General features: G+C 41.6%; 19 protein-coding genes and 1 tRNA gene. 19 read left to right on the top strand and 1 reads right to left on the bottom strand.

Annotated elements, in window-relative coordinates; genetic code table 11:
* Nucleotides 1-19: 19 nt before the first annotated feature.
* The 12 genes from relA to rpoS all read left to right on the top strand — a co-directional run bounded on the left by relA (nucleotide 20) and on the right by rpoS (nucleotide 12,618).
* Nucleotides 20-2,257 carry a GTP diphosphokinase gene (gene relA, locus Q0V26_RS06480; RefSeq protein WP_297479504.1) on the top strand — a complete coding sequence of 746 codons (2,238 nt, stop codon included), beginning with the start codon at nucleotides 20-22 and terminating at the stop codon, nucleotides 2,255-2,257.
* 69 nt (nucleotides 2,258-2,326) lie between these two features.
* Entirely contained in the window at nucleotides 2,327-3,136 is an 810-nt protein-coding gene (mazG, locus tag Q0V26_RS06485) for a nucleoside triphosphate pyrophosphohydrolase (protein ID WP_297479507.1), read from the top strand.
* Nucleotides 3,137-3,359: 223 nt separating this feature from the next.
* On the top strand, nucleotides 3,360-5,000 hold the full coding sequence (locus tag Q0V26_RS06490) for a CTP synthase (protein ID WP_297479510.1): 1,641 nt from the start codon (nucleotides 3,360-3,362) through the stop codon (nucleotides 4,998-5,000).
* 81 nt (nucleotides 5,001-5,081) lie between these two features.
* The gene (gene eno / locus Q0V26_RS06495) at nucleotides 5,082-6,386 is read left to right on the top strand and encodes a phosphopyruvate hydratase (RefSeq protein ID WP_080158207.1); all 1,305 of its coding nucleotides are present in this window, start codon (nucleotides 5,082-5,084) and stop codon (nucleotides 6,384-6,386) included.
* Nucleotides 6,387-6,694: 308 nt separating this feature from the next.
* Nucleotides 6,695-6,973: a cell division protein FtsB gene (gene ftsB, locus Q0V26_RS06500; protein ID WP_297479513.1), complete on the top strand. Its 279-nt coding sequence runs from the start codon at nucleotides 6,695-6,697 to the stop codon at nucleotides 6,971-6,973.
* A gap of 34 nt (nucleotides 6,974-7,007) precedes the next feature.
* Nucleotides 7,008-7,715: a 2-C-methyl-D-erythritol 4-phosphate cytidylyltransferase gene (gene ispD / locus Q0V26_RS06505; RefSeq protein ID WP_297479561.1), complete on the top strand. Its 708-nt coding sequence runs from the start codon at nucleotides 7,008-7,010 to the stop codon at nucleotides 7,713-7,715.
* Nucleotides 7,715-8,188 (top strand): 2-C-methyl-D-erythritol 2,4-cyclodiphosphate synthase, encoded by a 474-nt coding sequence (gene ispF / locus Q0V26_RS06510; protein WP_297479514.1) that lies wholly within the window; start codon nucleotides 7,715-7,717, stop codon nucleotides 8,186-8,188. Before ispD ends, ispF begins: the two co-directional genes overlap by 1 nt.
* Before the next feature lie 37 nt (nucleotides 8,189-8,225).
* Nucleotides 8,226-9,281 carry a tRNA pseudouridine(13) synthase TruD gene (gene truD, locus Q0V26_RS06515; protein ID WP_297479563.1) on the top strand — a complete coding sequence of 352 codons (1,056 nt, stop codon included), beginning with the start codon at nucleotides 8,226-8,228 and terminating at the stop codon, nucleotides 9,279-9,281.
* Nucleotides 9,259-10,011: a 5'/3'-nucleotidase SurE gene (gene surE, locus Q0V26_RS06520; RefSeq protein ID WP_297479516.1), complete on the top strand. Its 753-nt coding sequence runs from the start codon at nucleotides 9,259-9,261 to the stop codon at nucleotides 10,009-10,011. Before truD ends, surE begins: the two co-directional genes overlap by 23 nt.
* Nucleotides 10,012-10,013: 2 nt before the next feature.
* A complete protein-coding gene (locus Q0V26_RS06525; protein ID WP_297479519.1) occupies nucleotides 10,014-10,643 on the top strand; it encodes a protein-L-isoaspartate(D-aspartate) O-methyltransferase in 630 nt (209 codons plus the stop codon).
* A 17-nt stretch (nucleotides 10,644-10,660) separates the two neighbouring features.
* Nucleotides 10,661-11,533, top strand: coding sequence for a peptidoglycan DD-metalloendopeptidase family protein (locus tag Q0V26_RS06530; RefSeq protein WP_297479521.1), 873 nt, complete (start codon nucleotides 10,661-10,663; stop codon nucleotides 11,531-11,533).
* Between the two features lie 89 nt (nucleotides 11,534-11,622).
* A complete protein-coding gene (gene rpoS, locus Q0V26_RS06535; protein WP_297479524.1) occupies nucleotides 11,623-12,618 on the top strand; it encodes an RNA polymerase sigma factor RpoS in 996 nt (331 codons plus the stop codon).
* A 198-nt stretch (nucleotides 12,619-12,816) separates the two neighbouring features.
* Here rpoS and mutS read toward each other — a convergent pair whose 3' ends face one another.
* Entirely contained in the window at nucleotides 12,817-15,387 is a 2,571-nt protein-coding gene (gene mutS / locus Q0V26_RS06540; protein WP_297479566.1) for a DNA mismatch repair protein MutS, read from the bottom strand.
* 214 nt (nucleotides 15,388-15,601) lie between these two features.
* Here mutS and pncC point away from each other — a divergent pair, with 214 nt between their 5' ends.
* The 7 genes from pncC to Q0V26_RS06575 all read left to right on the top strand — a co-directional run bounded on the left by pncC (nucleotide 15,602) and on the right by Q0V26_RS06575 (nucleotide 23,557).
* Nucleotides 15,602-16,099 (top strand): nicotinamide-nucleotide amidase, encoded by a 498-nt coding sequence (gene pncC / locus Q0V26_RS06545; RefSeq protein ID WP_297479526.1) that lies wholly within the window; start codon nucleotides 15,602-15,604, stop codon nucleotides 16,097-16,099.
* A gap of 127 nt (nucleotides 16,100-16,226) precedes the next feature.
* The gene (gene recA / locus Q0V26_RS06550) at nucleotides 16,227-17,279 is read left to right on the top strand and encodes a recombinase RecA (protein WP_297479529.1); all 1,053 of its coding nucleotides are present in this window, start codon (nucleotides 16,227-16,229) and stop codon (nucleotides 17,277-17,279) included.
* Nucleotides 17,280-17,504: 225 nt separating this feature from the next.
* Nucleotides 17,505-18,734, top strand: a complete 1,230-nt coding sequence (gene kch / locus Q0V26_RS06555; protein ID WP_297479531.1) for a voltage-gated potassium channel protein — start codon at nucleotides 17,505-17,507, stop codon at nucleotides 18,732-18,734.
* A gap of 354 nt (nucleotides 18,735-19,088) precedes the next feature.
* Nucleotides 19,089-21,710 carry an alanine--tRNA ligase gene (gene alaS, locus Q0V26_RS06560; RefSeq protein ID WP_297479570.1) on the top strand — a complete coding sequence of 874 codons (2,622 nt, stop codon included), beginning with the start codon at nucleotides 19,089-19,091 and terminating at the stop codon, nucleotides 21,708-21,710.
* 16 nt (nucleotides 21,711-21,726) lie between these two features.
* Entirely contained in the window at nucleotides 21,727-22,911 is a 1,185-nt protein-coding gene (locus tag Q0V26_RS06565) for an aspartate kinase (RefSeq protein WP_297479534.1), read from the top strand.
* Nucleotides 22,912-22,995: 84 nt separating this feature from the next.
* Complete coding sequence (gene csrA, locus Q0V26_RS06570) at nucleotides 22,996-23,193, top strand: carbon storage regulator CsrA (protein ID WP_036793345.1); 198 nt, start codon at nucleotides 22,996-22,998, stop codon at nucleotides 23,191-23,193.
* Between the two features lie 272 nt (nucleotides 23,194-23,465).
* Nucleotides 23,466-23,557: transfer RNA gene (locus Q0V26_RS06575), tRNA-Ser, on the top strand.
* Nucleotides 23,558-23,692: the final 135 nt, after the last annotated feature.

A 23,692-nucleotide genomic window follows, 5' to 3' on the forward strand; every position in this document is an offset into this window, starting at 1 on the left:
TAGAAAACAGGACAGAGACATGGTCGCAGTACGTGGAGCACATCTAAAACAAAACACGATATTTGAGTTAGCCTCATGGGTCGAAAGTTTACGTTTGGATGCAAAAACGTTTGGACGTTTAGAAGGAACTTATCTACGTTGTCAGGAACAGGTTATCGATTATGATAACGGTCCGTTGCTGTTATGGCGCGGCCGAGAGATGGTTGAGATTCTGGTGACGTTAAGCATGGACACCGATACATTAATATCGGCAATGCTATATCCATTAGTTGAAGCGGGTTGTTATAGCCATGAGCAAGTAAAAGAAGATTACAACGGCACTATTCTGCATTTGGTAGAAGGTGTTGAACAAATGTGCGCCATTAGCCAACTTAAATCTACAGCAGAAGAAACGGCTCAATCAGCACAAGTTGATAGTATTCGTCGAATGCTACTATCAATGGTGGATGATTTCCGCTGTGTTGTTATTAAGTTAGCTGAGCGTATATGTAATCTCCGTGAAGTGAAAAATGAACCTGATGCGGTGCGTCGTATCGCGGCACAAGAGTGTGCCAATATTTATGCACCATTGGCAAATAGACTGGGTATCGGGCAATTAAAATGGGAAATTGAAGATTACGCTTTCCGATATCAACATCCCGAAGTCTATAAACAAATAGCCAAACAGCTTTCAGAGCGTCGCATTGATCGTGAAGACTACATCATGCATTTTGTAGATGATTTGTCTGATGCAATGCGAGCCTCAAATATTCGTGCAGAAGTGCAAGGTCGACCTAAGCATATCTACAGTATTTGGCGCAAAATGCAGAAGAAAAGCTTAGAATTTGATGAGTTATTTGATGTACGTGCAGTACGTATTGTCGCTGAAGAGCTGCAAGATTGTTATGCTGCGTTAGGGGTTGTGCACACCAAATATCGTCATTTACCTAAAGAATTTGATGATTATGTCGCTAATCCTAAACCTAACGGCTACCAATCTATTCATACGGTTGTATTGGGTCCTGAAGGTAAAACAATTGAGATTCAGATTCGTACTAAGCAAATGCATGAAGAATCTGAGTTAGGTGTTGCGGCGCACTGGAAATACAAGGAAGGCCCAGCAGCTTCTGGTGGTGCTCAATCTGCTTATGATGAAAAAATAAATTGGTTACGTAAGTTACTGGTATGGCAAGAAGAAATGTCAGATTCTGGCGAAATGCTCGATGAGCTTCGAAGCCAAGTGTTTGATGATCGTGTGTATGCCTTTACGCCTAAAGGTGATGTGGTTGATTTACCATCAAATGCAACGCCATTAGACTTTGCTTATCATATTCACTCTGAAGTGGGGCACCGTTGTATTGGAGCGAAAGTAGAAGGGCGAATTGTGCCGTTTACTTACCATTTACAGATGGGGGATCAGGTTGAAATTATCACGCAAAAAGAACCTAACCCTTCTCGTGATTGGCTAAATCCAAATCAAGGTTTTGTGACCTCTAGTCGTGCGCGCGCCAAGGTCCATGCTTGGTTCCGTAAGCAAGATCGTGATAAAAATATTATTGCAGGTAAAGAAATTCTTGAAGCTGAGTTGAGTAAGATCCATGCGTCGCTAAAAGATGCACACTCTTACGCCAGTAAACGCTTTAATGTTAATTCGCCAGAAGAGCTGTATGCCGGTATTGGTAGTGGTGATCTACGGATCAATCAAATTATCAATCATATTAATGCGCTAATTAACAAACCTACAGCGGAAGAAGAAGATCAACAACTGCTTGATAAGCTGTCTGAAGCCAGTGAAAAAGCGTCACATACAACCAAAAAGCCACGTCGTGATTCTGTCGTTGTTGAGGGAGTTGATAATTTAATGACTCACTTAGCACGTTGTTGTCAGCCAATTCCTGGTGATGATATTCAAGGTTTTGTGACGCAAGGACGAGGTATCTCTGTTCATCGTCATGATTGTGAACAGTTAGAAGAACTACGTCACCATGCACCAGAGCGTATTATTGATACGGTGTGGGGCGGCGGCTTTATTGGTAATTATACCATTACTGTTCGAGTAACGGCATCAGAGCGTAATGGTCTGCTTAAAGAGCTGACCAATACCTTGATGAACGAAAAAGTTAAAGTTGCAGGCATGAAGAGCCGAGTTGATTATAAAAAGCAAATGTCGATCATGGACTTTGAACTTGAATTAACAGATTTAGACGTTTTAGGGCGAGTGTTAAATCGGATTGAACAAGTAAAAGATGTTGCACAAGCTAAACGTTTATATGGTTAGTTATAATAGATAATATCGAATACAAGAATAGGTAGCTTCGGCTACCTATTTTTATTTAAGGGGATAATAATGGACAGCAAGACCACACTTAATATTAACTCTCTTTTAACCATTATGAGTCAGTTACGGGATCCTCAAACGGGGTGTCCGTGGGATTTAAAACAAGACTTCGATTCAATCGTGCCTCATACCATTGAAGAAGCATATGAAGTAGCTGATGCGATAGAGCAAAAAAATTGGACTGATGTAAAAGAAGAGTTGGGTGATTTATTGTTTCAAGTGGTTTTTTATAGCGAGCTTGCCAAAGAACAGGGCTTGTTTGATTTTGATGATGTAGTTATAGGCATTAGTGAAAAATTAACTCGTCGTCATCCACATGTCTTTAGTGATAAACAATTTAAAGATGAAGTGGCAGTAAAACAAAATTGGGAAGCTGAAAAAGCCAAAGAACGAGCACAAAAATTACAAGATGAAAGTTTGCTCGCTAATATTCCTTTAGCATTACCAGCATTGACTCGTGCAGATAAAATTCAGCAACGCTGTGCAAGTCAAGGTTTTGATTGGGATAGCCTAGGACCTGTGGTAGATAAAGTGACGGAAGAGTTGGATGAAGTGATGGCAGAGGTCATTCAAACGCCACAAGAACAATATAAGATAGCTGAAGAGATGGGAGATTTACTTTTTTCAGTGGTTAATTTAAGCCGCCATCTCGGGGTAAAACCTGAACATGCACTCCAACAAGCAAATAAAAAATTTGAGCGACGTTTTCGCCAAGTTGAAAAAAATGTGCTAGAACAAGGTAAGTCACTAGAACAATGCTCACTAACTGAGCTAGATCTTGAGTGGGATAAAGTAAAGCAACATGAATGCAATAAATAACTATTCCCATTTGGAATGTATATGCTATAAGGGTATAGTGATTTAGTGGCTAAAAGTATCGAAATGGGGTGAAAATAGAGCGCATATCACTTCCTTGATTTGAGACAAAAAAAATCTTAGGAGTGTGTGATAGTTTTTCACGTTGTGGCGATAAATGGTGTCTGGTATACTAATTTCCCGTCCAGATACACTTTATCCTCTACACCAATCTTCCAGGTTTAACATGACAACGAATTATATTTTTGTTACGGGCGGAGTAGTATCCTCTCTAGGTAAAGGCATTGCTGCAGCATCTTTGGCAGCTATTCTAGAAGCACGTGGTCTTAATGTGACCATGATGAAATTAGACCCTTACATTAACGTTGATCCAGGCACAATGAGCCCTACTCAGCACGGTGAAGTATTCGTTACGGAAGACGGTGCAGAGACTGATCTTGACTTAGGTCACTACGAGCGTTTCATTCGTACCAAAATGACTAAGCGTAATAACTTTACTGCTGGTCGTGTGTACGCTGATGTACTACGCAAAGAACGTCGTGGTGATTACCTAGGTGCAACGATTCAGGTTATTCCACATATCACAAACGAAATTAAAGATCGTGTGATTGCAGGTGCTGCGGGTCATGATATCGCGATTGTTGAAGTTGGCGGTACAGTTGGTGATATTGAATCACTACCGTTTATGGAAGCTATTCGTCAACTTGCAATTCAACAAGGTCGTGAAAACACTTTGTTCATGCACTTAACGTTAGTGCCTTATCTTGCTGCTGCTGGTGAAGTGAAAACTAAGCCAACTCAACACTCAGTAAAAGAATTACTTTCTATCGGTATTCAACCTGATATTTTGATTTGCCGTAGTGATCGTATTATTCCTGCAAATGAACGCGCAAAAATTGCTCTGTTCTGTAATGTGCAAGAAAAAGCGGTTATCTCAATGAAAGATGTAGATTCAATCTACAAAATCCCACAACTTATTAAAGCTCAAGGTCTTGATGACTTGGTATGTAAGCGTTTTGGTATTACTGCACCAGAAGCTGATTTATCTGAGTGGGAACAAGTTATTTATGAAGAAGCTAACCCGACAGCAGAAGTGACTATCGGTCTGGTTGGTAAATACATTGAACTACCTGATGCATACAAATCAGTTAACGAAGCGCTTAAGCACGCAGGTCTGAAAAATCGTATCTCAGTGAAGATCAAATATATCGATTCTCAAGATGTTGAGTCTAAAGGCACCGAAGTGCTAGCTAATCTTGATGCAATCTTAGTACCTGGTGGCTTTGGTCATCGTGGTATTGAAGGTAAAATCATGACGGCTCAATATGCACGCGAGAACAAAATTCCATACCTAGGTATTTGTTTAGGTATGCAAGTTGCGCTTATCGAGTTTGCTCGTAATGTTGCTAACATGGCAGATGCGCACTCAACTGAATTTAATACTGAAACTAAACATCCAGTTGTTGGTCTTATCACTGAGTGGGTTGATAGTGAAGGTAATGTAGAAGAGCGTACTGAAAAATCTGATCTAGGTGGCACAATGCGCCTTGGTTCTCAGTTATGTCATCTTCAAGACGGTTCAAAAGCACGTGAATTGTACGCTCAAGCGTCAATCCATGAGCGTCACCGTCACCGTTACGAAGTTAATAACAACTTACTACCAAAGCTAGAGAAGGCTGGTCTGAAAGTATCAGGTCTCTCTGCTGATAAGAAGTTAGTTGAGATTATTGAAATTCCGAACCACCCATGGTTCGTTGCTGCACAGTTCCACCCAGAATTCACATCAACACCTCGTGATGGTCACCCATTATTTGAAGGTTTTGTTAAAGCTGCAGGTGTATACCACCGCGGTGATTCTGATAAGTAAGGATTACTGATGGCTGCAACAACCTACCGTTGCAGCTATTTTATTTAGCTTTTAATTTGAAGATAAAGCAGAGGAAACACAATGTCTAAGATCGTTAAAGTTCTCGCTCGTGAAATCATTGACTCACGTGGCAACCCAACAATTGAAGCTGAAGTTCACCTAGAAGGTGGTTTCGTTGGTATGGCAGCAGCGCCGTCTGGTGCTTCTACGGGTTCTCGTGAGGCTCTTGAGCTTCGTGATGGCGATAAATCTCGTTTCCTTGGTAAAGGTGTTCTTAAGGCAGTTGCTGCTGCTAACGGCCCAATTGCTGAAGTACTAATGGGTAAAGACGCGACTGATCAAGCTGCAATCGACCAACTTATGATCGACCTTGATGGTACTGAAAATAAGTCTAACTTTGGTGCTAACGCAATCCTAGCTGTTTCTCTTGCTAACGCAAAAGCAGCTGCTGCATCTAAAGGCATGCCTTTATATGAGCACATTGCTGAGCTAAACGGTACTGCTGGTCAGTTCTCTATGCCTCTACCAATGATGAACATCATCAACGGTGGTGAGCACGCAGATAACACTGTTGATATTCAAGAGTTCATGATTCAGCCAGTAGGTGCTAAGACACTTCGTGAAGCTGTACGTATGGGTTCTGAAGTATTCCACAGCCTAGCTAAAGTTCTTAAGTCTAAGGGCATGAGCACAGCTGTAGGTGACGAAGGTGGTTTTGCACCAAACCTTGAGTCAAACGAAGCTGCTCTTAAAGCAATCCAAGAAGCTGTTGAAGCTGCAGGTTACGAGCTAGGTACAGATATTACTCTAGCGATGGACTGTGCTGCTTCTGAGTTCTACAACAAAGAACAAGGCATCTACGACCTTAAAGGTGAAGGTAAGCAATTCACTTCAGAAGAGTTTAACTACTTCCTGAAAGATCTTACTGAGAAGTTCCCAGCTATCGTTTCTATCGAAGATGGTCTAGACGAATCTGATTGGGCTGGCTTTAAGCACCAAACTGAACTACTAGGTGACAAGATTCAACTAGTAGGTGACGATCTATTCGTTACAAACACTAAGATCTTCGCTGAAGGTATTGAGAAAGGCATCACTAACTCAATCCTAATCAAGCTTAACCAAATCGGTTCTCTAACTGAAACTTTAGCTGCAATTAAGATGGCTAAAGATGCTGGTTACACTGCTGTTATCTCTCACCGTTCAGGCGAGACAGAAGACGCAACTATCGCTGATCTAGCGGTAGGTACAGCTGCAGGTCAAATCAAAACTGGTTCTATGAGCCGTTCTGACCGTGTTGCTAAGTACAACCAACTTATCCGTATCGAAGAAGCACTAGGCGAGCGCGCTGCTTTCAACGGTCTGAAAGAAGTTAAAGGCCAAGCTTAATTCTTTTAAGCCTATAATTGAGCTTGCTCAATTAGCCTAAATCAAACCGTCTCTTAAGAGGCGGTTTTTTTTTGTGAAAAAGTGATGCTGCTATAAATATCGCTTAAAAAATGTTTTTTGTTTGATTTAACAGCAAATTTGACACTCAACTAGCACTACATCAACTCTATAACCATAATAGTGGTCACAATAAGCTGATTATGGGATTATTATGCACCCGCAGCCTGTATTCCAATACTTCGCCATAAGTGGTTTATTGGAATGTATTTTGGTGGCATTGACATCTACGCTAATTTTGAAGGGGAATCATGCGTCTGTTTATCATTATCCAGCTAGTGCTTTTAGCTTGGCTGCAGTACGATTTTTGGGATGGTAAAAACGGTATGAATGAATATACCGCAGTAAAAGAAAGTATTGCCTTACAGCAAGCAGCTAATACTGAATTACAACAACGAAATCAACAAATGTACGCAGAAATTAAAGATCTTCACGGTGGCAAAGAAGCAGTGGAAGAACGTGCGCGTAATGATTTAGGCTTAATTAAGCCCGGTGAAACCTTTATTCGCGTGCTTGGCGATAATAACTAAAGCACGCATTTTTCTGTTGTGAGTGACGTTGATGATGACTGAAGAATTTATTGCTGTAGTACCAGCGGCTGGGGTTGGTAGTCGAATGGCGGCCGATCGCCCAAAGCAATATCTTCATATTGAAGGTAAAACGATTTTAGAACATACCGTTGATCGATTATTGGATTTACCTGAAATTACGCGGGTAGTGATTGCTATCAGCGCTGATGATCCTTATTTTCCACAGCTAGCATTAGCTACAGATCCTCGCATTACGGTAGTGAGTGGTGGCGCTGAACGGGCTGATTCAGTGTTTGCGGGTTTAGCTGCCATTAACAATGATAATGCATGGGTATTAGTGCATGATGCTGCGCGACCATGTGTTCGTCGAGCAGATTTACGCGCTTTAATAACCTCCGCTGTGAATAGTGACTGTGGCGCAATTTTAGCAGCACCTGTACGTGATACCATGAAACGCAGTCATCAACAGTTAGCTCAGGCTCATATTTCTCATACTGTTGAGCGTGATAATTTATGGCATGCACTCACACCACAGATGTTTCGTGCTGGGCAATTACGCCAATCGTTAACAACGGCTTTAGCACAAGGCGCAACCATTACTGACGAAGCGTCAGCGCTTGAATTTTGTGGTTATACGCCACTGCTTGTTGCGGGTCGCAGTGATAATTTTAAAGTGACTCAGCCAGAAGATTTGGCGTTGGCTGCGTTCTATCTTCAACTTTTATTAAAGGAACAACATTAATGCGTATTGGTCATGGGTTTGATGTGCATAAATTTGGTGGTGTAGGTCCCGTTATTATTGGTGGCGTTGCTGTTCCTTATGAACAAGGCTTAATTGCACACTCTGATGGCGATGTAGCCTTGCATGCTGTTTGTGATGCTTTATTAGGGGCAATTGGTGCGGGTGATATTGGCCGTCACTTTCCTGATACTGATGCAGAATGGGCGGGTGCAGATAGTCGATTTTTACTGCGTGATGTCTATAACAAGGTTAAGGCAATGGGCTATTGTCTTGGTAATCTGGATGTCACTATTATTGCCCAAGCACCTAAAATGGCATCACACATCACTGCGATGTGCCAAGCCATTGCCGATGATCTGGAAACAGATATCGCTAATATTAATGTTAAGGCAACCACTTCTGAACGTTTAGGTTTTACTGGACGTAAAGAAGGCATTGCTTGTGAAGCAGTTGTTTTAATTAAAAAGGTATAATGACATCATGTCGACAAATAACACCTCTGCAAACGTAATGGATTGTTTTAAGTGGCTTCATGAGCAGCCAACTTGCCAAGGAAATATTAAGGCAAACCCACAAGATTTTATCGTTAACGAGCAGTTAGGTTTTACCTTTAGTGGTACTGGCGAGCACTTAATGGTTAAAATTCGCAAAACGGGCGAAAATACTAAATATGTAGTGAATGAATTAGCCAAAGCCTGTGGTGTGAAATCGCGTGATGTGAGTTGGGCTGGTCTTAAAGATCGCCATGCAGTGACCGAACAATGGATTAGCGTTCATTTACCAGGAAAAGCCGATCCTGATTTAACCCAGTTTGAAGTTGAACATCCAGGTATTGAAATTCTTGAAACGACACGTCATGATAAAAAATTGCGTCCAGGTGATCTGCAAGGTAACTGGTTCCAATTACGTTTAACCGATTTAGATCAACCACAAGCGTTGGCTGAGCGTTTAGAGTTGGTTAAACAACAAGGTGTCGCTAACTATTTTGGTCAACAACGTTTTGGTTATGGTGGCAATAACGTCATTAAAGCACGTGCTTGGGGTAATAATGAATTCCGCGTTCGTGATAAGAGCAAACGCAGTTTTTATTTATCAGCAGCTCGTTCTTGGATGTTTAACCAAGTATTATCAGCGCGTATTGAGCAAAATCTTACTCGTGAAATCATGATGGGTGATTGCTTGCAAGCCGCGGGTGATGATCGTACTTTTATTGCAGAAACCATTACACCTGAATTGCAGCAACAAGTAATTAACGGTGAGCTGGCAATTACAGGGCCATTACTGGGTGATAATGCATTACCTACAACAGCAGATGCACAAGCATTTGAATTAGCGATTGTTGAACAAGAGCCTACACTGGTGGCATTGGTTCGTGATAATCGTATGCGTCATGATCGTCGTCCATTGTTATTATTGCCTCAGGATATGCAATGGCAGTTTGATGATAATGGTGTGATTCTTTCTTTTGCTTTACCTGCTGGTAGTTTTGCGACGTCGGTCGTGCGTGAGTTAATCATGCCACTAGAATCAGAAGGTATGAGTGATGAGAATACTGATCAGCAATGATGACGGTATTTTTGCTGAAGGTATAAATACGTTAGCCAAGGTCCTTAGTGATCTTGGTGAAGTAACGGTGGTAGCTCCTGATCGTAATCGTTCAGGAGCCTCTAATTCGTTAACCATTGATTACCCATTACGTATTCGTCAGCAAAGTGATAATAAGGTTGCCGTGCAAGGAACACCCGTTGACTGTGTCCATTTTGCACTTACTGAATGGTTAGATATTCGCCCTGACATTGTGGTCACTGGCATTAATCACGGTGCAAATTTAGGTGATGATGTACTGTATTCGGGTACCGTTGCCGCGGCAACAGAAGGCTATTTTTTAGGTGTGCCTGCGATTGCGGTATCATTAGTGGGTGAGACCCATTTTGAAACTGCCGCTCAAGTTGTTAAAATATTAATTGAAAAGATGGTTATGCAGCCCTTAGTTGGAGTGCATAAAATTCTTAATGTTAATGTGCCTGATGTACCTTTTGAACAACTAAAAGGGTGGAAGATAACCCGTTTAGGTGCGCGCCATCGAGCGGTCAACATGATAAAGAAAACTGATCCTCGGGGTAATCCCTTATATTGGTTAGGTCCTCCTGGTGATACCCAAGATGCAGCAGAAGGCACTGATTTTTTTGCGATAGAACACGGGGAAATTTCAATTACTCCGTTGCAAGTCGACCTGACTGCGCATGATGCAATAGCCGGGCTAAAAAGCTGGATGCATACGGTGGAGATCCGATAACTATGCGTTATCAGAGGCAAGTTGATAACTTAATTGCATTATTAATGGCTCGTGGTATTACTGATCAACGAGTGTTGCGTGCGATTGCTGCAATACCGAGAGAGTTTTTTATTGATGAAGCATTTTCTTATCAGGCTTATGAAAATAATGCGTTACCGATAGGGAGTGGTCAGACGATTTCGCAGCCTTATATTGTTGCAAAGATGACGTCGCTATTAGCGTTGACAGCGCAATCTTCAGTGCTAGAGATTGGTACAGGATCAGGTTATCAAGCGTCAGTATTAGCACAATTAGCCGATCATGTTTACTCTGTTGAGCGAATTAAAGGTCTGCAATGGCAAGCAAAACGACGTTTTAAACAATTAGAATTGTATAATATTTCAACCAAGCATGGTGATGGATGGCAGGGCTGGGAAAGTAAAGGCCCATTTGATGCTATTATTGTGACCGCTGCGCCAAGTGAGGTTCCCCAGAGCCTCTTAACCCAACTTGCTGATGGCGGCCGATTAATATTACCCGTAGGTTATTCAGAACAAGTGTTAAGATTGATTGTTCGCAACGGCGATCAGTTTATTGAAACGGATATCGAACCTGTTAAATTTGTGCCGTTAGTGGCTGGAGATTTGGCGTAACCATGAGTAGTGAGCGTATGATAAAAAAAATAATTCAACCTTCTTTGCTGGCAGCAACCTGTGTAATGCTGCTATCTGCATGTAGTAGTCATACGCCTGCGCCTGTTTCAAATCTTGGTAAAGATTATTCACAATTGCAACGTGGTAGCTTTCATGGCCGCTATTACACTGTTCAGAAAGGAGATACGTTGTATTTTATCTCTTATATGGCAGGACGCGATGTTAAAGATATCGTAAAGCTGAACCGTTTACCTTATCCCTATACTATTTATCCAGGACAAAAATTAGCGATCCCAACCTCGGATCGTCATATCACAGCACCAACCCCATCAAAGAGAGTTGCTATAACCCCATTGGCTGAATCTTCAACAACAAAAACAGTAGTATCAAAACCATCAGTACAAAAAACAACCAACAAACCAGTTGCTAAGCCTAAAGCAAAAGAGTACTCTGGAAAAACAAAAGTTAACAAACCTGTAACAACTAAGCCCGTGGTAACTAAACCCACTGCACATGTTTCAAGTTCTGGTTGGGCTTGGCCAGTGAAAGGGAAGGTGATTGCTGGATTCTCAAATGCAGATAATGGCAATAAAGGTATCGATATTACCGCTGCTCGTGGTACTCCAATTCGAGCAACCTCAGCAGGTAAAGTCGTGTATGCAGGTGATGCACTACGAGGATACGGTAACTTAGTCATTATTAAGCATAGTGAAGATTACCTCAGTGCTTATGCGCACAACGATAAAATATTAGTCAAAGAACAACAATCAGTTAAAGCTGGCCAGGAAATCGCAACAATGGGGAGTTCTGGTGCATCAAGCGTTAGATTGCACTTTGAAATTCGCTATAAAGGCAAGTCTGTCGATCCAATGCGCTTTCTTCCTAAGTAGCACACCATAATAAAAATAGAGAGAAACGTACAAATTAGAGATAACATCATGAAGTTGTAATGTCTTTAACTCGCCATTTGGGAGGCGCTATGAGTAGAAGCAGCACAGCCAAAAAACTTGAATCATTGACAGTAGATGACAGTACTGAACTTAATAGTTTAGTGGTGACAACAGATAATAATTCTGATGTATCAGCATTGATAGAAGAAGATGCTGATAACTCCAAATATGAGACAAGTACTAAAGCACTTGATGCAACCCAACTTTATCTTGGTGAAATTGGATATTCTCCTTTGCTCACTTCTGAAGAAGAAGTGTTGTATGCCCGTCGTGCACTGCGGGGTGATGAAGTCGCTCGTAAACGGATGATTGAAAGTAATCTTCGGTTAGTCGTAAAAATATCGCGTCGTTATAGTAACCGCGGGTTAGCGTTACTTGATCTGGTTGAAGAGGGGAATTTAGGCCTTATTCGTGCGGTCGAAAAGTTTGACCCGGAACGTGGTTTCCGTTTTTCAACTTACGCAACATGGTGGATCCGTCAAACCATTGAACGGGCGATCATGAATCAAACCCGCACTATTCGCTTACCGATTCATGTTGTAAAAGAGCTTAATGTTTATTTACGTACTGCACGTGGATTAGCACAAAAGCTTGATCATGAGCCAACGGCTGAAGATATTGCACAGCAACTTGAAAAATCTGTCGATGATGTTAACCGCATGCTGCGTCTTAATGAGCGAGTGAGTTCGGTGGACAATCCTATCGGTGGTGATTCTGAAAAAGCTTTGCTGGATATTATCCCTGATGAAAAAGGTGGTAGTCCTGAAACCTCCACTCAAGATGACGATATTAAAAATTCGATCGTCCATTGGCTACAAGATCTTAACCCGAAACAACGTGAAGTATTAGCGCGCCGATTTGGTTTATTAGGTTATGAAGCATCGACATTAGAAGATGTTGGTCGTGAAATTGGCTTAACGCGCGAGCGAGTACGTCAGATTCAGGTTGAGGGGTTACGTCGTTTACGTGATATGTTAATCCACCAAGGGTTAAGTATTGAGTCTCTTTTTAATCAAGAAGTTTAACCAAGAGGCTTCATTAATATATCTCATGGTTAGTCATAATCTGCAATTATGAGATAGTAGTACAACACGGCTGTGAGTATTAATATTAGCGGTCTTTTTATGCACATTTTTACGCGAATAATACTCATTAGAATCATAAAAAAGGACGCTTTTGCGTCCTTTTTTGATGTCGTTTTCTTAACTTATTATTATTTTAAATTAGCGTAATAGCGCTTTTAGACGATAGAGTTCATCTAATGCTTGGCGCGGTGTTAGTTCGTCAGGATTAACGTTGGTTAATGCTTCTTCGACTTCACTTGGCTCTGGAATCAAACTTAACTGATGTTCTTGTCCCTCAATTATGGTTGACCGTTGGGCTTTTTGATGCCCCAGTGCTTCTAATTGCTTTAACTTTATTTTGGCACGTTTGATTACCGCTTTCGGTACGCCTGCAAGGCTAGCCACAGCTAAACCATAAGATTTACTGGCGGCACCGTCTTGGACGCTATGCATAAATGCAATATTGTCGCCATGCTCAACCGCATCAAGGTGGACATTCGCCAAGCCTGATAACAAGGATGGTAATTCTGTCAGCTCAAAATAGTGAGTGGCAAACAATGTCATTGCCGCAATTTTATCCGCTAACCATTCCGCACTGGCCCACGCAAGAGATAAACCATCATAGGTACTGGTGCCACGGCCAATTTCATCCATTAACACTAAACTGTGTTTGGTCGCATTATGGAGAATATTGGCTGTTTCTGTCATTTCAACCATAAAGGTTGAACGGCCAGATGCAAGATCATCTGATGCGCCAATACGGGTAAAGATACGATCAAGTGGGCCGATAGTAACCGCTTCCGCAGGGACAAATGAACCGACATGAGCCATTAATGCAATCAGTGCAGTTTGACGCATGTAAGTTGATTTACCGCCCATGTTTGGACCGGTAATGATCAACATGCGACGATCTTGGTGTAACGCGATTGGGTTAGCGATAAACGGTTCGCTTAATACTTGTTCTACTACCGGGTGACGACCCGCAGTAATATTAATGCCTGTGGTGGTGGTCAATTGTGGGCGGCAGTAATTTAAACTATCAGCACGTTCAGCTAAGTTTGCTAATACATCTAATTCAGATAAGGCACTTGCTGCTAACTGTAATCGTTCTAAATGTGGTAACAGTTGATCAAATAGTTCATCCCACAGCTTTTTCTCAAGTGCTAATGCTTTTGATTTTGAATTTAGTACTTTATCTTCGTGCTCTTTTAATTCAGGAATAATATAGCGTTCAGCATTTTTTAGGGTCTGGCGACGAATATAGTGATCTGGAACTAAGTGGCTTTGACCACGACTGACCTGAATAAAGAAACCGTGAACCTGATTAAAGCCCACTTTTAAACTATCAATATCGTAGCGATCACGTTCGCGGTTTTCAAGATCGGTTAAGTATTGTTTAGCGCCATCGGCTAAATCTCGCCATTCATCGAGTTCAGCATTATATCCTGGTGCGAGCACGCCACCATCACGAATAATCACGGGCGGATTTTCAATAATAGCGTGTTCAAGTAATTGGCACAGATCATCCATTGGCGCAGCATTCTGGGCTAATTCTGCAATTCGATCTTGGGACATTTCAGCTAATAATTGCGCTAGTTCTGGCAAATATTGCATCGCGGTACGCATGCGGGCTAAATCACGCGGGCGTGCTGAACGTAACGCTAGTCGTGCGAGAATACGTTCTAGATCGCCCATATGACGTAATACGATGGCGGTATCTACAAACATGCCGCTATCTTTAAACGCTTCAATGGCATTTAAGCGGCCATTCAGTTGGTGTTGATCGCGAATTGGTTGGTGAAGCCAGCGCTTTAATAAGCGGCTGCCCATTGGGGTCGCGGTATGATCCAATACCGATGCTAGGGTGTTATCAAAGCCGCCAGCTAAATTTTGGGTTAATTCTAAATTACGTCGTGTCGCGGCATCTAAAATAACCGCATGATCTTGGGTATCAAGAGTGATTGCACGAATATGAGGTAGCGCAGTACGTTGAGTATCTTTGACATATTGCATCAAACAGCCAGCAGCACATAAGCCAAGGTTGGCTTTTTCAACCCCAAAGCCGACTAAGTCTCGAGTACCAAATTGTAAGGTTAGTTGCTGGCGCGCAGTTTCAAGTTCAAATTCCCAAATAGGGCGACGACGCTTACCTTTAAACGATTCAACTAAATGTAAATAAGTAAAATCTTCAGGGTAGAGTAATTCCGCCGGACTGGTTCGTTGCAGTTCTGCCTGCATTTCTTCTTCAGTCGTAGGTTCAGTTAACATGAAACGGCCAGAGGTAATATCAAGCGTTGCATAGCCAAATTTATTATTGGCAGTGTAGATTGCCGCAATTAAATTATCGCGACGTTCATTAAGCAGCGCCTCATCACTAACCGTACCTGGAGTGATGATACGCACAACTTTACGTTCAACTGGGCCTTTGCTGGTAGCGGGATCGCCGATCTGCTCACAGATAGCAACAGACACCCCTTGCTGAACTAATTTAGCCAGATAGCCTTCAGCTGCATGGTGAGGAATACCCGCCATCGGAATCGGTTCACCGTTGGTCGCACCACGTTTTGTCAGCGAGATATCAAGTAATTGTGAAGCTCGTTTGGCATCATCAAAAAACATCTCATAGAAGTCACCCATACGGTAGAACAATAAAATATCAGGGTTTTCAGCTTTGATTCGAAGGAACTGCTGCATCATAGGAGTATGTTTTTCTAAGCCTTTTATCGTCACGATATTGTCTACTCTTGCTGGTTCAACGTCGGCCACTGAAGGTAGCTCGACCAATAAAATAATAGAGTCTAAGGATACGTGAATCAACGGATCGGTCAAAGTAGCCATTGAACTTTTTTTATCATCTTTGCAATGGTATTGAACAAGCGTAAAGTTAGCTGATATACATCAACGTATTAAAAGACAATAAATAGAAACCAGTTTGGAGGCATTAATGGTAAATATTGAACAGTTGGCTTATGAACTTGGTGAAGTATTAACAGCTAAACAGTGGGTGGCCACTACTGCAGAGTCTTGTACTGGTGGTGGAGTTTCATTTGCTATTACCGATATCCCAGGAAGTTCAGCATGGTTTAATCGCGCTTTTATTACTTATAGTAATGAAGCGAAGAAGCAAATGCTGAATGTAAGCGAGCAAGCTCTGACAGAATTTGGTGCGGTAAGTGAGGCGGTTGTGTTTGAAATGGCTTGTGGCGCCTTAGCTGCGTCACGTGCTGATATTAGTGTCGCAATTAGTGGTATTGCAGGCCCTGATGGTGGCAGTGAAGATAAGCCTGTGGGAACAGTATGGTTTGCTTGGGCGGATGCAACTGGCTGGCAACAAACACGATGCTGTTTATTTAATGGTTCGCGCCAACAGGTGAGACAACAAGCGATAGCTGAAGCATTATCTGGCCTGATTTGTCGCATCAATAAAATGATGGATTTGTGATCTTATCCTTAAAAAATTGTATTTAATAAAAAAAAGTAAACCAGAACTAGACACTGTATGAATAGACAGTATACTAAGTCTCATACTCAGTTTAGTTACTTTATTTTAGCATCCGTTGGAGAGTCGAATGGACGATAACAAGCAAAAGGCTCTTGCCGCAGCGTTAGGCCAGATTGAGAAGCAGTTCGGTAAAGGTTCAATTATGAAATTGGGCGATAACCGTACTATGGATATCGAAACTGTTTCAACCGGTTCATTATCACTTGATATTGCACTTGGTGCTGGTGGTCTACCAATGGGACGTATCGTAGAAATCTACGGCCCAGAATCTTCAGGTAAAACAACCTTAACTTTAGAAACCATTGCAGCCGCTCAAAAAGCAGGTAAGACGTGTGCATTTATTGATGCTGAACACGCACTCGATCCAATTTATGCGGAAAAACTGGGTGTTGATATTAACCAACTTCTTGTTTCTCAACCCGATACTGGTGAGCAAGCATTAGAAATCGTTGATGCACTAGCTCGTTCAGGTGCGGTTGACTTAATCGTTGTTGACTCCGTAGCAGCTCTTACACCAAAAGCTGAAATTGAAGGTGAAATGGGTGATTCACATATGGGTCTGCAAGCACGTATGTTATCGCAAGCAATGCGTAAATTAACCGGTAATCTTAAACAATCTAACTGCATGTGTATCTTCATCAACCAAATTCGCATGAAGATTGGTGTAATGTTTGGTAATCCAGAAACGACGACTGGTGGTAATGCATTGAAGTTCTACGCTTCTGTTCGTCTTGATATTCGCCGTACTGGTGCAATTAAAGATGGTGATGAAGTTGTGGGTAACGAAACCCGTATTAAAGTTGTTAAGAACAAAATTGCAGCGCCGTTTAAGCAAGCTGAAACTCAGATTTTATATGGCCAAGGCTTTAACCGTAATGGTGAATTAATTGACCTGGGCGTTAAGCATAAATTAGTTGAAAAAGCAGGTGCTTGGTATAGTTACCAAGGCAATAAAATCGGTCAAGGTAAAGCCAATTCTTGCAAGTACCTTGTTGAAAACCCTGAAATTGCAACAGAGATTGAAAAGAAATTACGTGATTTGTTGTTAACGCCTGTTGTTGCTGAAACAGAGAAAACAGATGTTGAAGTAATTGATGATAAAGACGGTGACGTTTTTTAATCAAACGATTATTTAGCGTATCTATATATAATACGCCGATAGAAACCCAGCCATTGTGCTGGGTTTTTTTATGGGCTCAATTTAAGTTGTAATGGTATTCATAGACGCTAATTTAATTGACAAATTTAGCGTGTTTTCTGCTTTAATATGCCAAGTAAATAGTTAGCGTTATATTTATTGGTCATTGAATTGAGTCCTCACGTTTAGTAGGTAGGCGTATTTGTAATGAAAGAACACGTGTCGTTTATACGTTGGATTGGGAATATTATTCGACGGTTTACTAAGTGGCTTTACACGCTGCGCCATATTTTTGTGGCTTTGTTTGTTTTAGGTAATAGTGGGCTTATTTTTCATACGATTTACGGATTACCGATTGATTTATTGACGTTGTTTAACGTTCGAGATTATGAGCAGATAAATGCGAGCTTTTTGATCAATGCGCCTTACTTTATGTTGGGGGTTTTTATCGTTATGAGTTCGATAGGTCTGTTTTTTAGAGCGCGAATATCATGGATGATCAGTTTTACTCTAATGCTGATCAATATTTTTTATACAAATCATATTCATCCACAGCAAACACATAATATTCATTACGGTATTGCCTCATTAATTTTATTATTTATGGTGCGCAAATATTTTTCTAAAAGCAGTGTTGCTGCCGGTAGTATCTTTGCGTTAATCAGTGTGATCACTCTTTTATTAACATCGACCTATGGCGCATTGTATTTTGGCGATGGGTTTAATCCCAAGATCACCAGTTTATTGACTGCGTTTTATTATGCGATAGAAACCATGTCTACGGTGGGATATGGCGATATAGTCCCTGTTTCTGAGCCAGCACGATTATTTACTATTTCAGTTATTGTGTCTGGTATTACCGTCTTTGCCACCTCGGCAACGTCAGTGTTAGGCCCTGTCGTTCATAGTGGTTTTGAACGACTTGTTAAAGGTAATAGTAAAAAAATGGATCGTACTAATCATTTTATAATTTGTGGTTTATCCAGCCTAGCTGTGAATACCATCAAACAATTAACAGAACGTAAGCAACCTATAACTGTAATTGTTTCGCCTCGAATTCAGCAAGTTGCTAAAGATCAGCTGGAAGGGTTAGATGTAGTTGTTGGCGATTACAGCGACGGTACTATTTTAACTCAAGCTGGAGTGATGAATGCCAAAGCTGTACTGGCATTGAGTGATGACGATGCTGACAATGCATTTATTGTGTTATCAGCGATTGAATTGGCCAGTTCCGCACGAACAGTGGCACTGGTTAACGAAAGTAAGAATATAAATAAAGTGAAAAGTGTTAATCCTGACATTGTGATTTCACCGCAACAGTTTGCGAGTGATATTCTGGCACGGTTATTAAATGGCGAAAGTATCGATAGTGATTCTATCGTGGCATCGCTATTGCATTCAGTACAAGGGCTGTCAGAAAAAGAAATTAATAAATAATATTAATGCATTCACTTTTTTAAAACATCGATGCTGCATGGAATGACAATGACGATAATGCTTAATTTATCGCCATTATAGGTGTTAGCTCATAGGGTAAATGAATAGTTTACATGCGGGAACAATATCGAGACGGTGTTTCAATGGGGATTATTTGATACATTTCGGCACATATCATTTCCCGTAATAGCTACCGTTGTTTTACAATAGCCCCCAAAAAATTTATCTTAGTTTTATTATTAGATGGTGATTGTTCATTGTTCCTGTGGTTTGAGGGCTGAACGGTTATCGAAGAAATTCGTCATGAGGCGTTTTTCTGTCTTTCTATTCCAAGCATTAATTCAGGATTTGCCAATGTACATGAGCACTGATGAGATTCGCCGCGCGTATCTTGCATTTTTCGAGAGCAAAGGCCACCAGATCGTGGAAAGCTCGTCTCTTGTACCTGCGAATGACCCAACGTTGTTATTCACTAATGCAGGTATGAACCAGTTTAAAGATACATTTCTAGGTCTTGAAAAGCGTAACTACACACGTGCGACAAGCGCTCAGCGTTGTGTACGTGCGGGTGGTAAACACAACGACCTTGAAAATGTAGGCTTTACAGCCCGTCATCATACTTTCTTTGAAATGTTAGGTAACTTCAGCTTCGGTGATTACTTCAAGCATGATGCAATTGGTTATGCGTGGGAATTTTTAACCAAAGAGCTAAAGCTCCCTGAAGATCGTCTTGTTGTTACTATCTATGAAAGTGATGATGAAGCGTTTGAAATCTGGAATAAAGAAATTGGTATTCCAGCAGATCGCATCGTACGTATTGGTGACAACAAAGGTGCACCTTTTGCTTCAGATAACTTCTGGCAAATGGGCGACACTGGCCCTTGTGGTCCTTGTACTGAAATTTTCTACGATCATGGCGATCACATTTGGGGTGGTCGTCCAGGTACACCAGAAGAAGATGGTGACCGTTTCATCGAGATCTGGAATAACGTATTTATGCAGTTCAACCGTCAAGCTGACGGTACAATGGAACCGCTACCTAAGCCTTCTGTTGATACAGGTATGGGTATTGAGCGTATTGCTGCAATTATGCAGGGTGTACACTCAAACTACGAAATCGATATCTTCCAAACATTAATTAAAGAAGCTGCAGCAGTTATTGGCTATGACGACTTGTCTAATCAATCACTACGCGTTGTTGCTGACCATATTCGTTCTTGTGCTTTCCTTATTGCTGACGGTGTAATGCCATCAAATGAAGGCCGTGGTTATGTATTACGCCGTATTATTCGTCGAGCAGTGCGTCACGGTAACAAGCTAGGTGCACAGGGCGTATTCTTCTACAAACTTGTTGGCCCATTGGCTGAGATCATGGGTACTGCGGGTGTTGAGCTAAAAGCACAACAAGAGCTAGTAGAAAAAGTATTAAAGATTGAAGAAGATAACTTCAGCCGTACGCTTGATCGTGGTCTAACTATTCTTAATGAAGCATTAGATAACATCGACGGTAATGTACTCGACGGTGAAACGGTATTTAAACTTTATGATACCTATGGTTTCCCTGCGGATTTAACTAACGACGTTGCTCGTGAGCGTGGCTTCTCAATCGACGAAGACGGTTTTGAAACCGCAATGGCAGCTCAACGTCAACGTGCTCGTGATGCGGGTAACTTTGGTGTTGACTATAATGATACTATCAAAGTTGATGCTGAAACGACGTTCTGTGGTTACAGCGCGACGGATGGCGAAGGTGTGATTGTTGCGCTATACCGCGATGGTAATGCTGTTGACACCATTAATGCTGGCGAAGATGCATTGGTTGTATTATCAAATACACCATTTTATGCAGAATCAGGCGGCCAGTGTGGTGATAGCGGTTTATTAACGGCTGAAAGTGTGGTGTTCAACGTTGCTGATACGCAAAAATTTGGTGCTGCAACAGGTCATAAAGGTCAATTAGTTGAAGGTTCATTAACAGTGGGTCAATCATTGACTGCTGCTGTTGACTCTGAGCGTCGCCAAGCGATTAGCCTTAACCACTCAGCAACGCACTTAATGCATGCAGCATTGCGTACTATTTTAGGTGATCATGTTGCTCAAAAAGGTTCATTAGTAAAAGCGGATAGCCTCCGTTTTGACTTCTCAAACCTAGAAGCAGTTAAACCTGAACAATTACGTGCTGTTGAGAATATGGTTAACGAACAAATTCGTGCTAACCATAGCATTGATACCAACATCATGGACATTGATGCTGCGAAAGCAAAAGGCGCGATGGCATTGTTTGGTGAGAAATACGATGACGAGGTACGTGTACTGAGCATGGGTAATTTCTCAACGGAGCTTTGTGGTGGGGTTCACGCTAACCGTACTGGTGATATTGGCCTGTTTAAGATCTTATCTGAAAGTGGTATCGCTGCGGGTATTCGCCGTATTGAAGCGGTAACTGGCGCAGGCGCAATTGCGGCAATGCACACTGAAGACATGATGCTTGCGAAAACTGCACGTTTAGTGAAATCTGACGTGGCGTCTGTTGTTAGTAAAGTGGATGCCTTAGTATCACACAGCAAACAACTAGAAAAAGAAATTCAGCAACTAAAAGACAAGTTAGCGGCGCAAGAAGGCGCAAGCTTGATCAATAAAGCGCAAGAAATTAATGGCATTAAAGTGTTAATTGCAAAACTTGACGGCGCTGATAACAAAGCATTACGTGGCATGGTTGATGAGTTAAAAAATCAACTAGGTAGCGGTGTGGTGTTATTAGGTAATGTTAGCGAAGGTAAAGTTGGCTTAATTGCTGGTGTTACTAAAGATTTAATTGGCAAAGTCAAAGCTGGTGAGTTAGTTAATTTGGTTGCATTACAAGTTGGCGGTAAGGGCGGCGGTCGTCCTGATATGGCACAAGCTGGTGGTACTGACGCTGCAGCATTGCCTGCGGCATTAGAGACTGTTACACCATGGCTAGCTGACAAACTGTAATCACTGGAGAGGTAATGTGGCACTATTAGTGCAAAAATTTGGTGGTACATCTGTTGGTAGCATTGAACGAATAGAAGCCGTTGCTGAGCGAGTAGTAAAAGCTCGTCAGTGTGGCCACCAAGTAGTTGTTGTATTGTCTGCAATGGCCGGTGAAACTAATCGACTATTGGGCTTAGCTAAGCAAATTAATGCGATTCCGACACCGCGTGAGCTAGATGTTCTACTTGCTACGGGTGAACAAGTATCAATTGCTTTATTAGCTATGGCGTTGAATAAACGAGGCTATAGTGCGACCTCATTGACGGCGGATCAAGTTGTTATCCATACCGATAGCAACTTTAATAATGCCACTATCCATGAGGTTGAAACCCAGAATATGACCACATTACTAGGCCAAGACAACATTGTTGTCGTGGCCGGTTTCCAAGGGCGTGATATTGATGGCAATATCACAACCTTGGGACGTGGCGGGTCAGATACCACTGCGGTTGCTATTGCTAGTGCGCTTAATGCAGATGAATGTCAAATTTTTACAGATGTTGACGGAGTGTATTCTACTGACCCAAGAATTGTACCAAGTGCAGCTCGTTTAGACGTTATTCATTTTGATTACATGACTTGCATGGCGCGCTTAGGGGCAAAAGTGCTACAATTACAGTCTGTAGAGTATGCATGCCAACATCGCGTTCCATTACGGGTTCTTTCTTCCTTTGAGGAAGGGCAGGGAACGTTAGTGAACTTTGATGTAATGAGTAATCAAAATATCATTGGCGTTGCGCTCCAAAGGCAGCAGGTTTTAGTTAACATTACACTACCAGCAACTGTTCTTAATGAGCAGTTGGACTTATATGGTTTGACAGCTTGGAATTTATCAACTAATTCTAGTGATGACATATCACAAATCGTCATTTCTAATGATGATTTAGCGCGTTTAAGACTAGTGTTTGATAACAAAATGCGCCATATTGGTATGGTCTCTATACTTTCCTTGATTGGAAAGGATATTCAGCAACATTTGGAGTCAATTCAAAAGGTGCTGCAAGAGGCTGGCATTACAGTGTATACATATCAGGGTGATAAGAAATGTTTATCTTTATTGATTAATGAAGATGATCATCTTACAGCTGTTGATTTAATCCATGAAAAATTTGTGGTCGATAATCCGAGTTTCGGTAATCTATCGCATCTTGCTGTTTCTTGAGCCACGGCTATTTACGAAATTGTGAATTTTATTGGATAAAACGTTAAATTCTTATAAGACTGAGATTACTCAAGGAGCACTCGAATGCTAATTTTAACACGTCGTGTAGGTGAAACTCTAATGATCGGTGACGAAGTAACTGTTACTGTTCTTGGTGTTAAAGGAAATCAGGTACGTATTGGTGTTAACGCACCTAAAGAAGTATCTGTTCACCGTGAAGAAATATACATGCGAATTCAAGCAGAAAAAGAAGCTGGTACTCCGAGTACTGGTAACTACTGATTCAAAGGAGGCCAGGATAATTATCCTGGCCTTTTTTGTGCCTGTAGAAAAAGAAATATCTTGTAAATCGTGATTAAATAGAGCCTAAAGACGATGTTTTTTTGTTCATCTTTGAGTGCGTTATCTGTTTTATAAGGTGAATGTTTCTGTGGTCACGTTGCATTAATTATCGCATTGTTTACTTAGTGTTCATTCGTGCGGCGAGTATTGGTTTTTAGCAATAAAGTGTTTGACTTATTTTGGGCTAACAGTAATATGTGCCTCCACAACATGGTGAGGTGGCCGAGAGGCTGAAGGCGCTCCCCTGCTAAGGGAGTATACGGTTTATCCCGTATCGAGGGTTCGAATCCCTCCTTCACCGCCATTATTTTTTTATGGATATTGTGAACGCTTTCTTATTGATTTAATTATCTTAATTTGGGATAATGCAGCGGTAACAAAGCACAGTGCGCGCGTAGCTCAGCTGGATAGAGTACTTGGCTACGAACCAGGCGGTCGG

This window comes from uncultured Photobacterium sp. (genome assembly GCF_947039875.1).
Taxonomy (GTDB): domain Bacteria; phylum Pseudomonadota; class Gammaproteobacteria; order Enterobacterales; family Vibrionaceae; genus Photobacterium.

Coding starts and splice junctions, on each gene's coding strand:
- relA (WP_297479504.1), top strand. CDS start 20: ATGGTCGCAGTACGTGGAGCACATCTAAAACAAAACACGATATTTGAG.
- mazG (WP_297479507.1), top strand. CDS start 2,327: ATGGACAGCAAGACCACACTTAATATTAACTCTCTTTTAACCATTATG.
- Q0V26_RS06490 (WP_297479510.1), top strand. CDS start 3,360: ATGACAACGAATTATATTTTTGTTACGGGCGGAGTAGTATCCTCTCTA.
- eno (WP_080158207.1), top strand. CDS start 5,082: ATGTCTAAGATCGTTAAAGTTCTCGCTCGTGAAATCATTGACTCACGT.
- ftsB (WP_297479513.1), top strand. CDS start 6,695: ATGCGTCTGTTTATCATTATCCAGCTAGTGCTTTTAGCTTGGCTGCAG.
- ispD (WP_297479561.1), top strand. CDS start 7,008: ATGACTGAAGAATTTATTGCTGTAGTACCAGCGGCTGGGGTTGGTAGT.
- ispF (WP_297479514.1), top strand. CDS start 7,715: ATGCGTATTGGTCATGGGTTTGATGTGCATAAATTTGGTGGTGTAGGT.
- truD (WP_297479563.1), top strand. CDS start 8,226: ATGGATTGTTTTAAGTGGCTTCATGAGCAGCCAACTTGCCAAGGAAAT.
- surE (WP_297479516.1), top strand. CDS start 9,259: ATGAGAATACTGATCAGCAATGATGACGGTATTTTTGCTGAAGGTATA.
- Q0V26_RS06525 (WP_297479519.1), top strand. CDS start 10,014: ATGCGTTATCAGAGGCAAGTTGATAACTTAATTGCATTATTAATGGCT.
- Q0V26_RS06530 (WP_297479521.1), top strand. CDS start 10,661: ATGATAAAAAAAATAATTCAACCTTCTTTGCTGGCAGCAACCTGTGTA.
- rpoS (WP_297479524.1), top strand. CDS start 11,623: ATGAGTAGAAGCAGCACAGCCAAAAAACTTGAATCATTGACAGTAGAT.
- pncC (WP_297479526.1), top strand. CDS start 15,602: ATGGTAAATATTGAACAGTTGGCTTATGAACTTGGTGAAGTATTAACA.
- recA (WP_297479529.1), top strand. CDS start 16,227: ATGGACGATAACAAGCAAAAGGCTCTTGCCGCAGCGTTAGGCCAGATT.
- kch (WP_297479531.1), top strand. CDS start 17,505: ATGAAAGAACACGTGTCGTTTATACGTTGGATTGGGAATATTATTCGA.
- alaS (WP_297479570.1), top strand. CDS start 19,089: ATGTACATGAGCACTGATGAGATTCGCCGCGCGTATCTTGCATTTTTC.
- csrA (WP_036793345.1), top strand. CDS start 22,996: ATGCTAATTTTAACACGTCGTGTAGGTGAAACTCTAATGATCGGTGAC.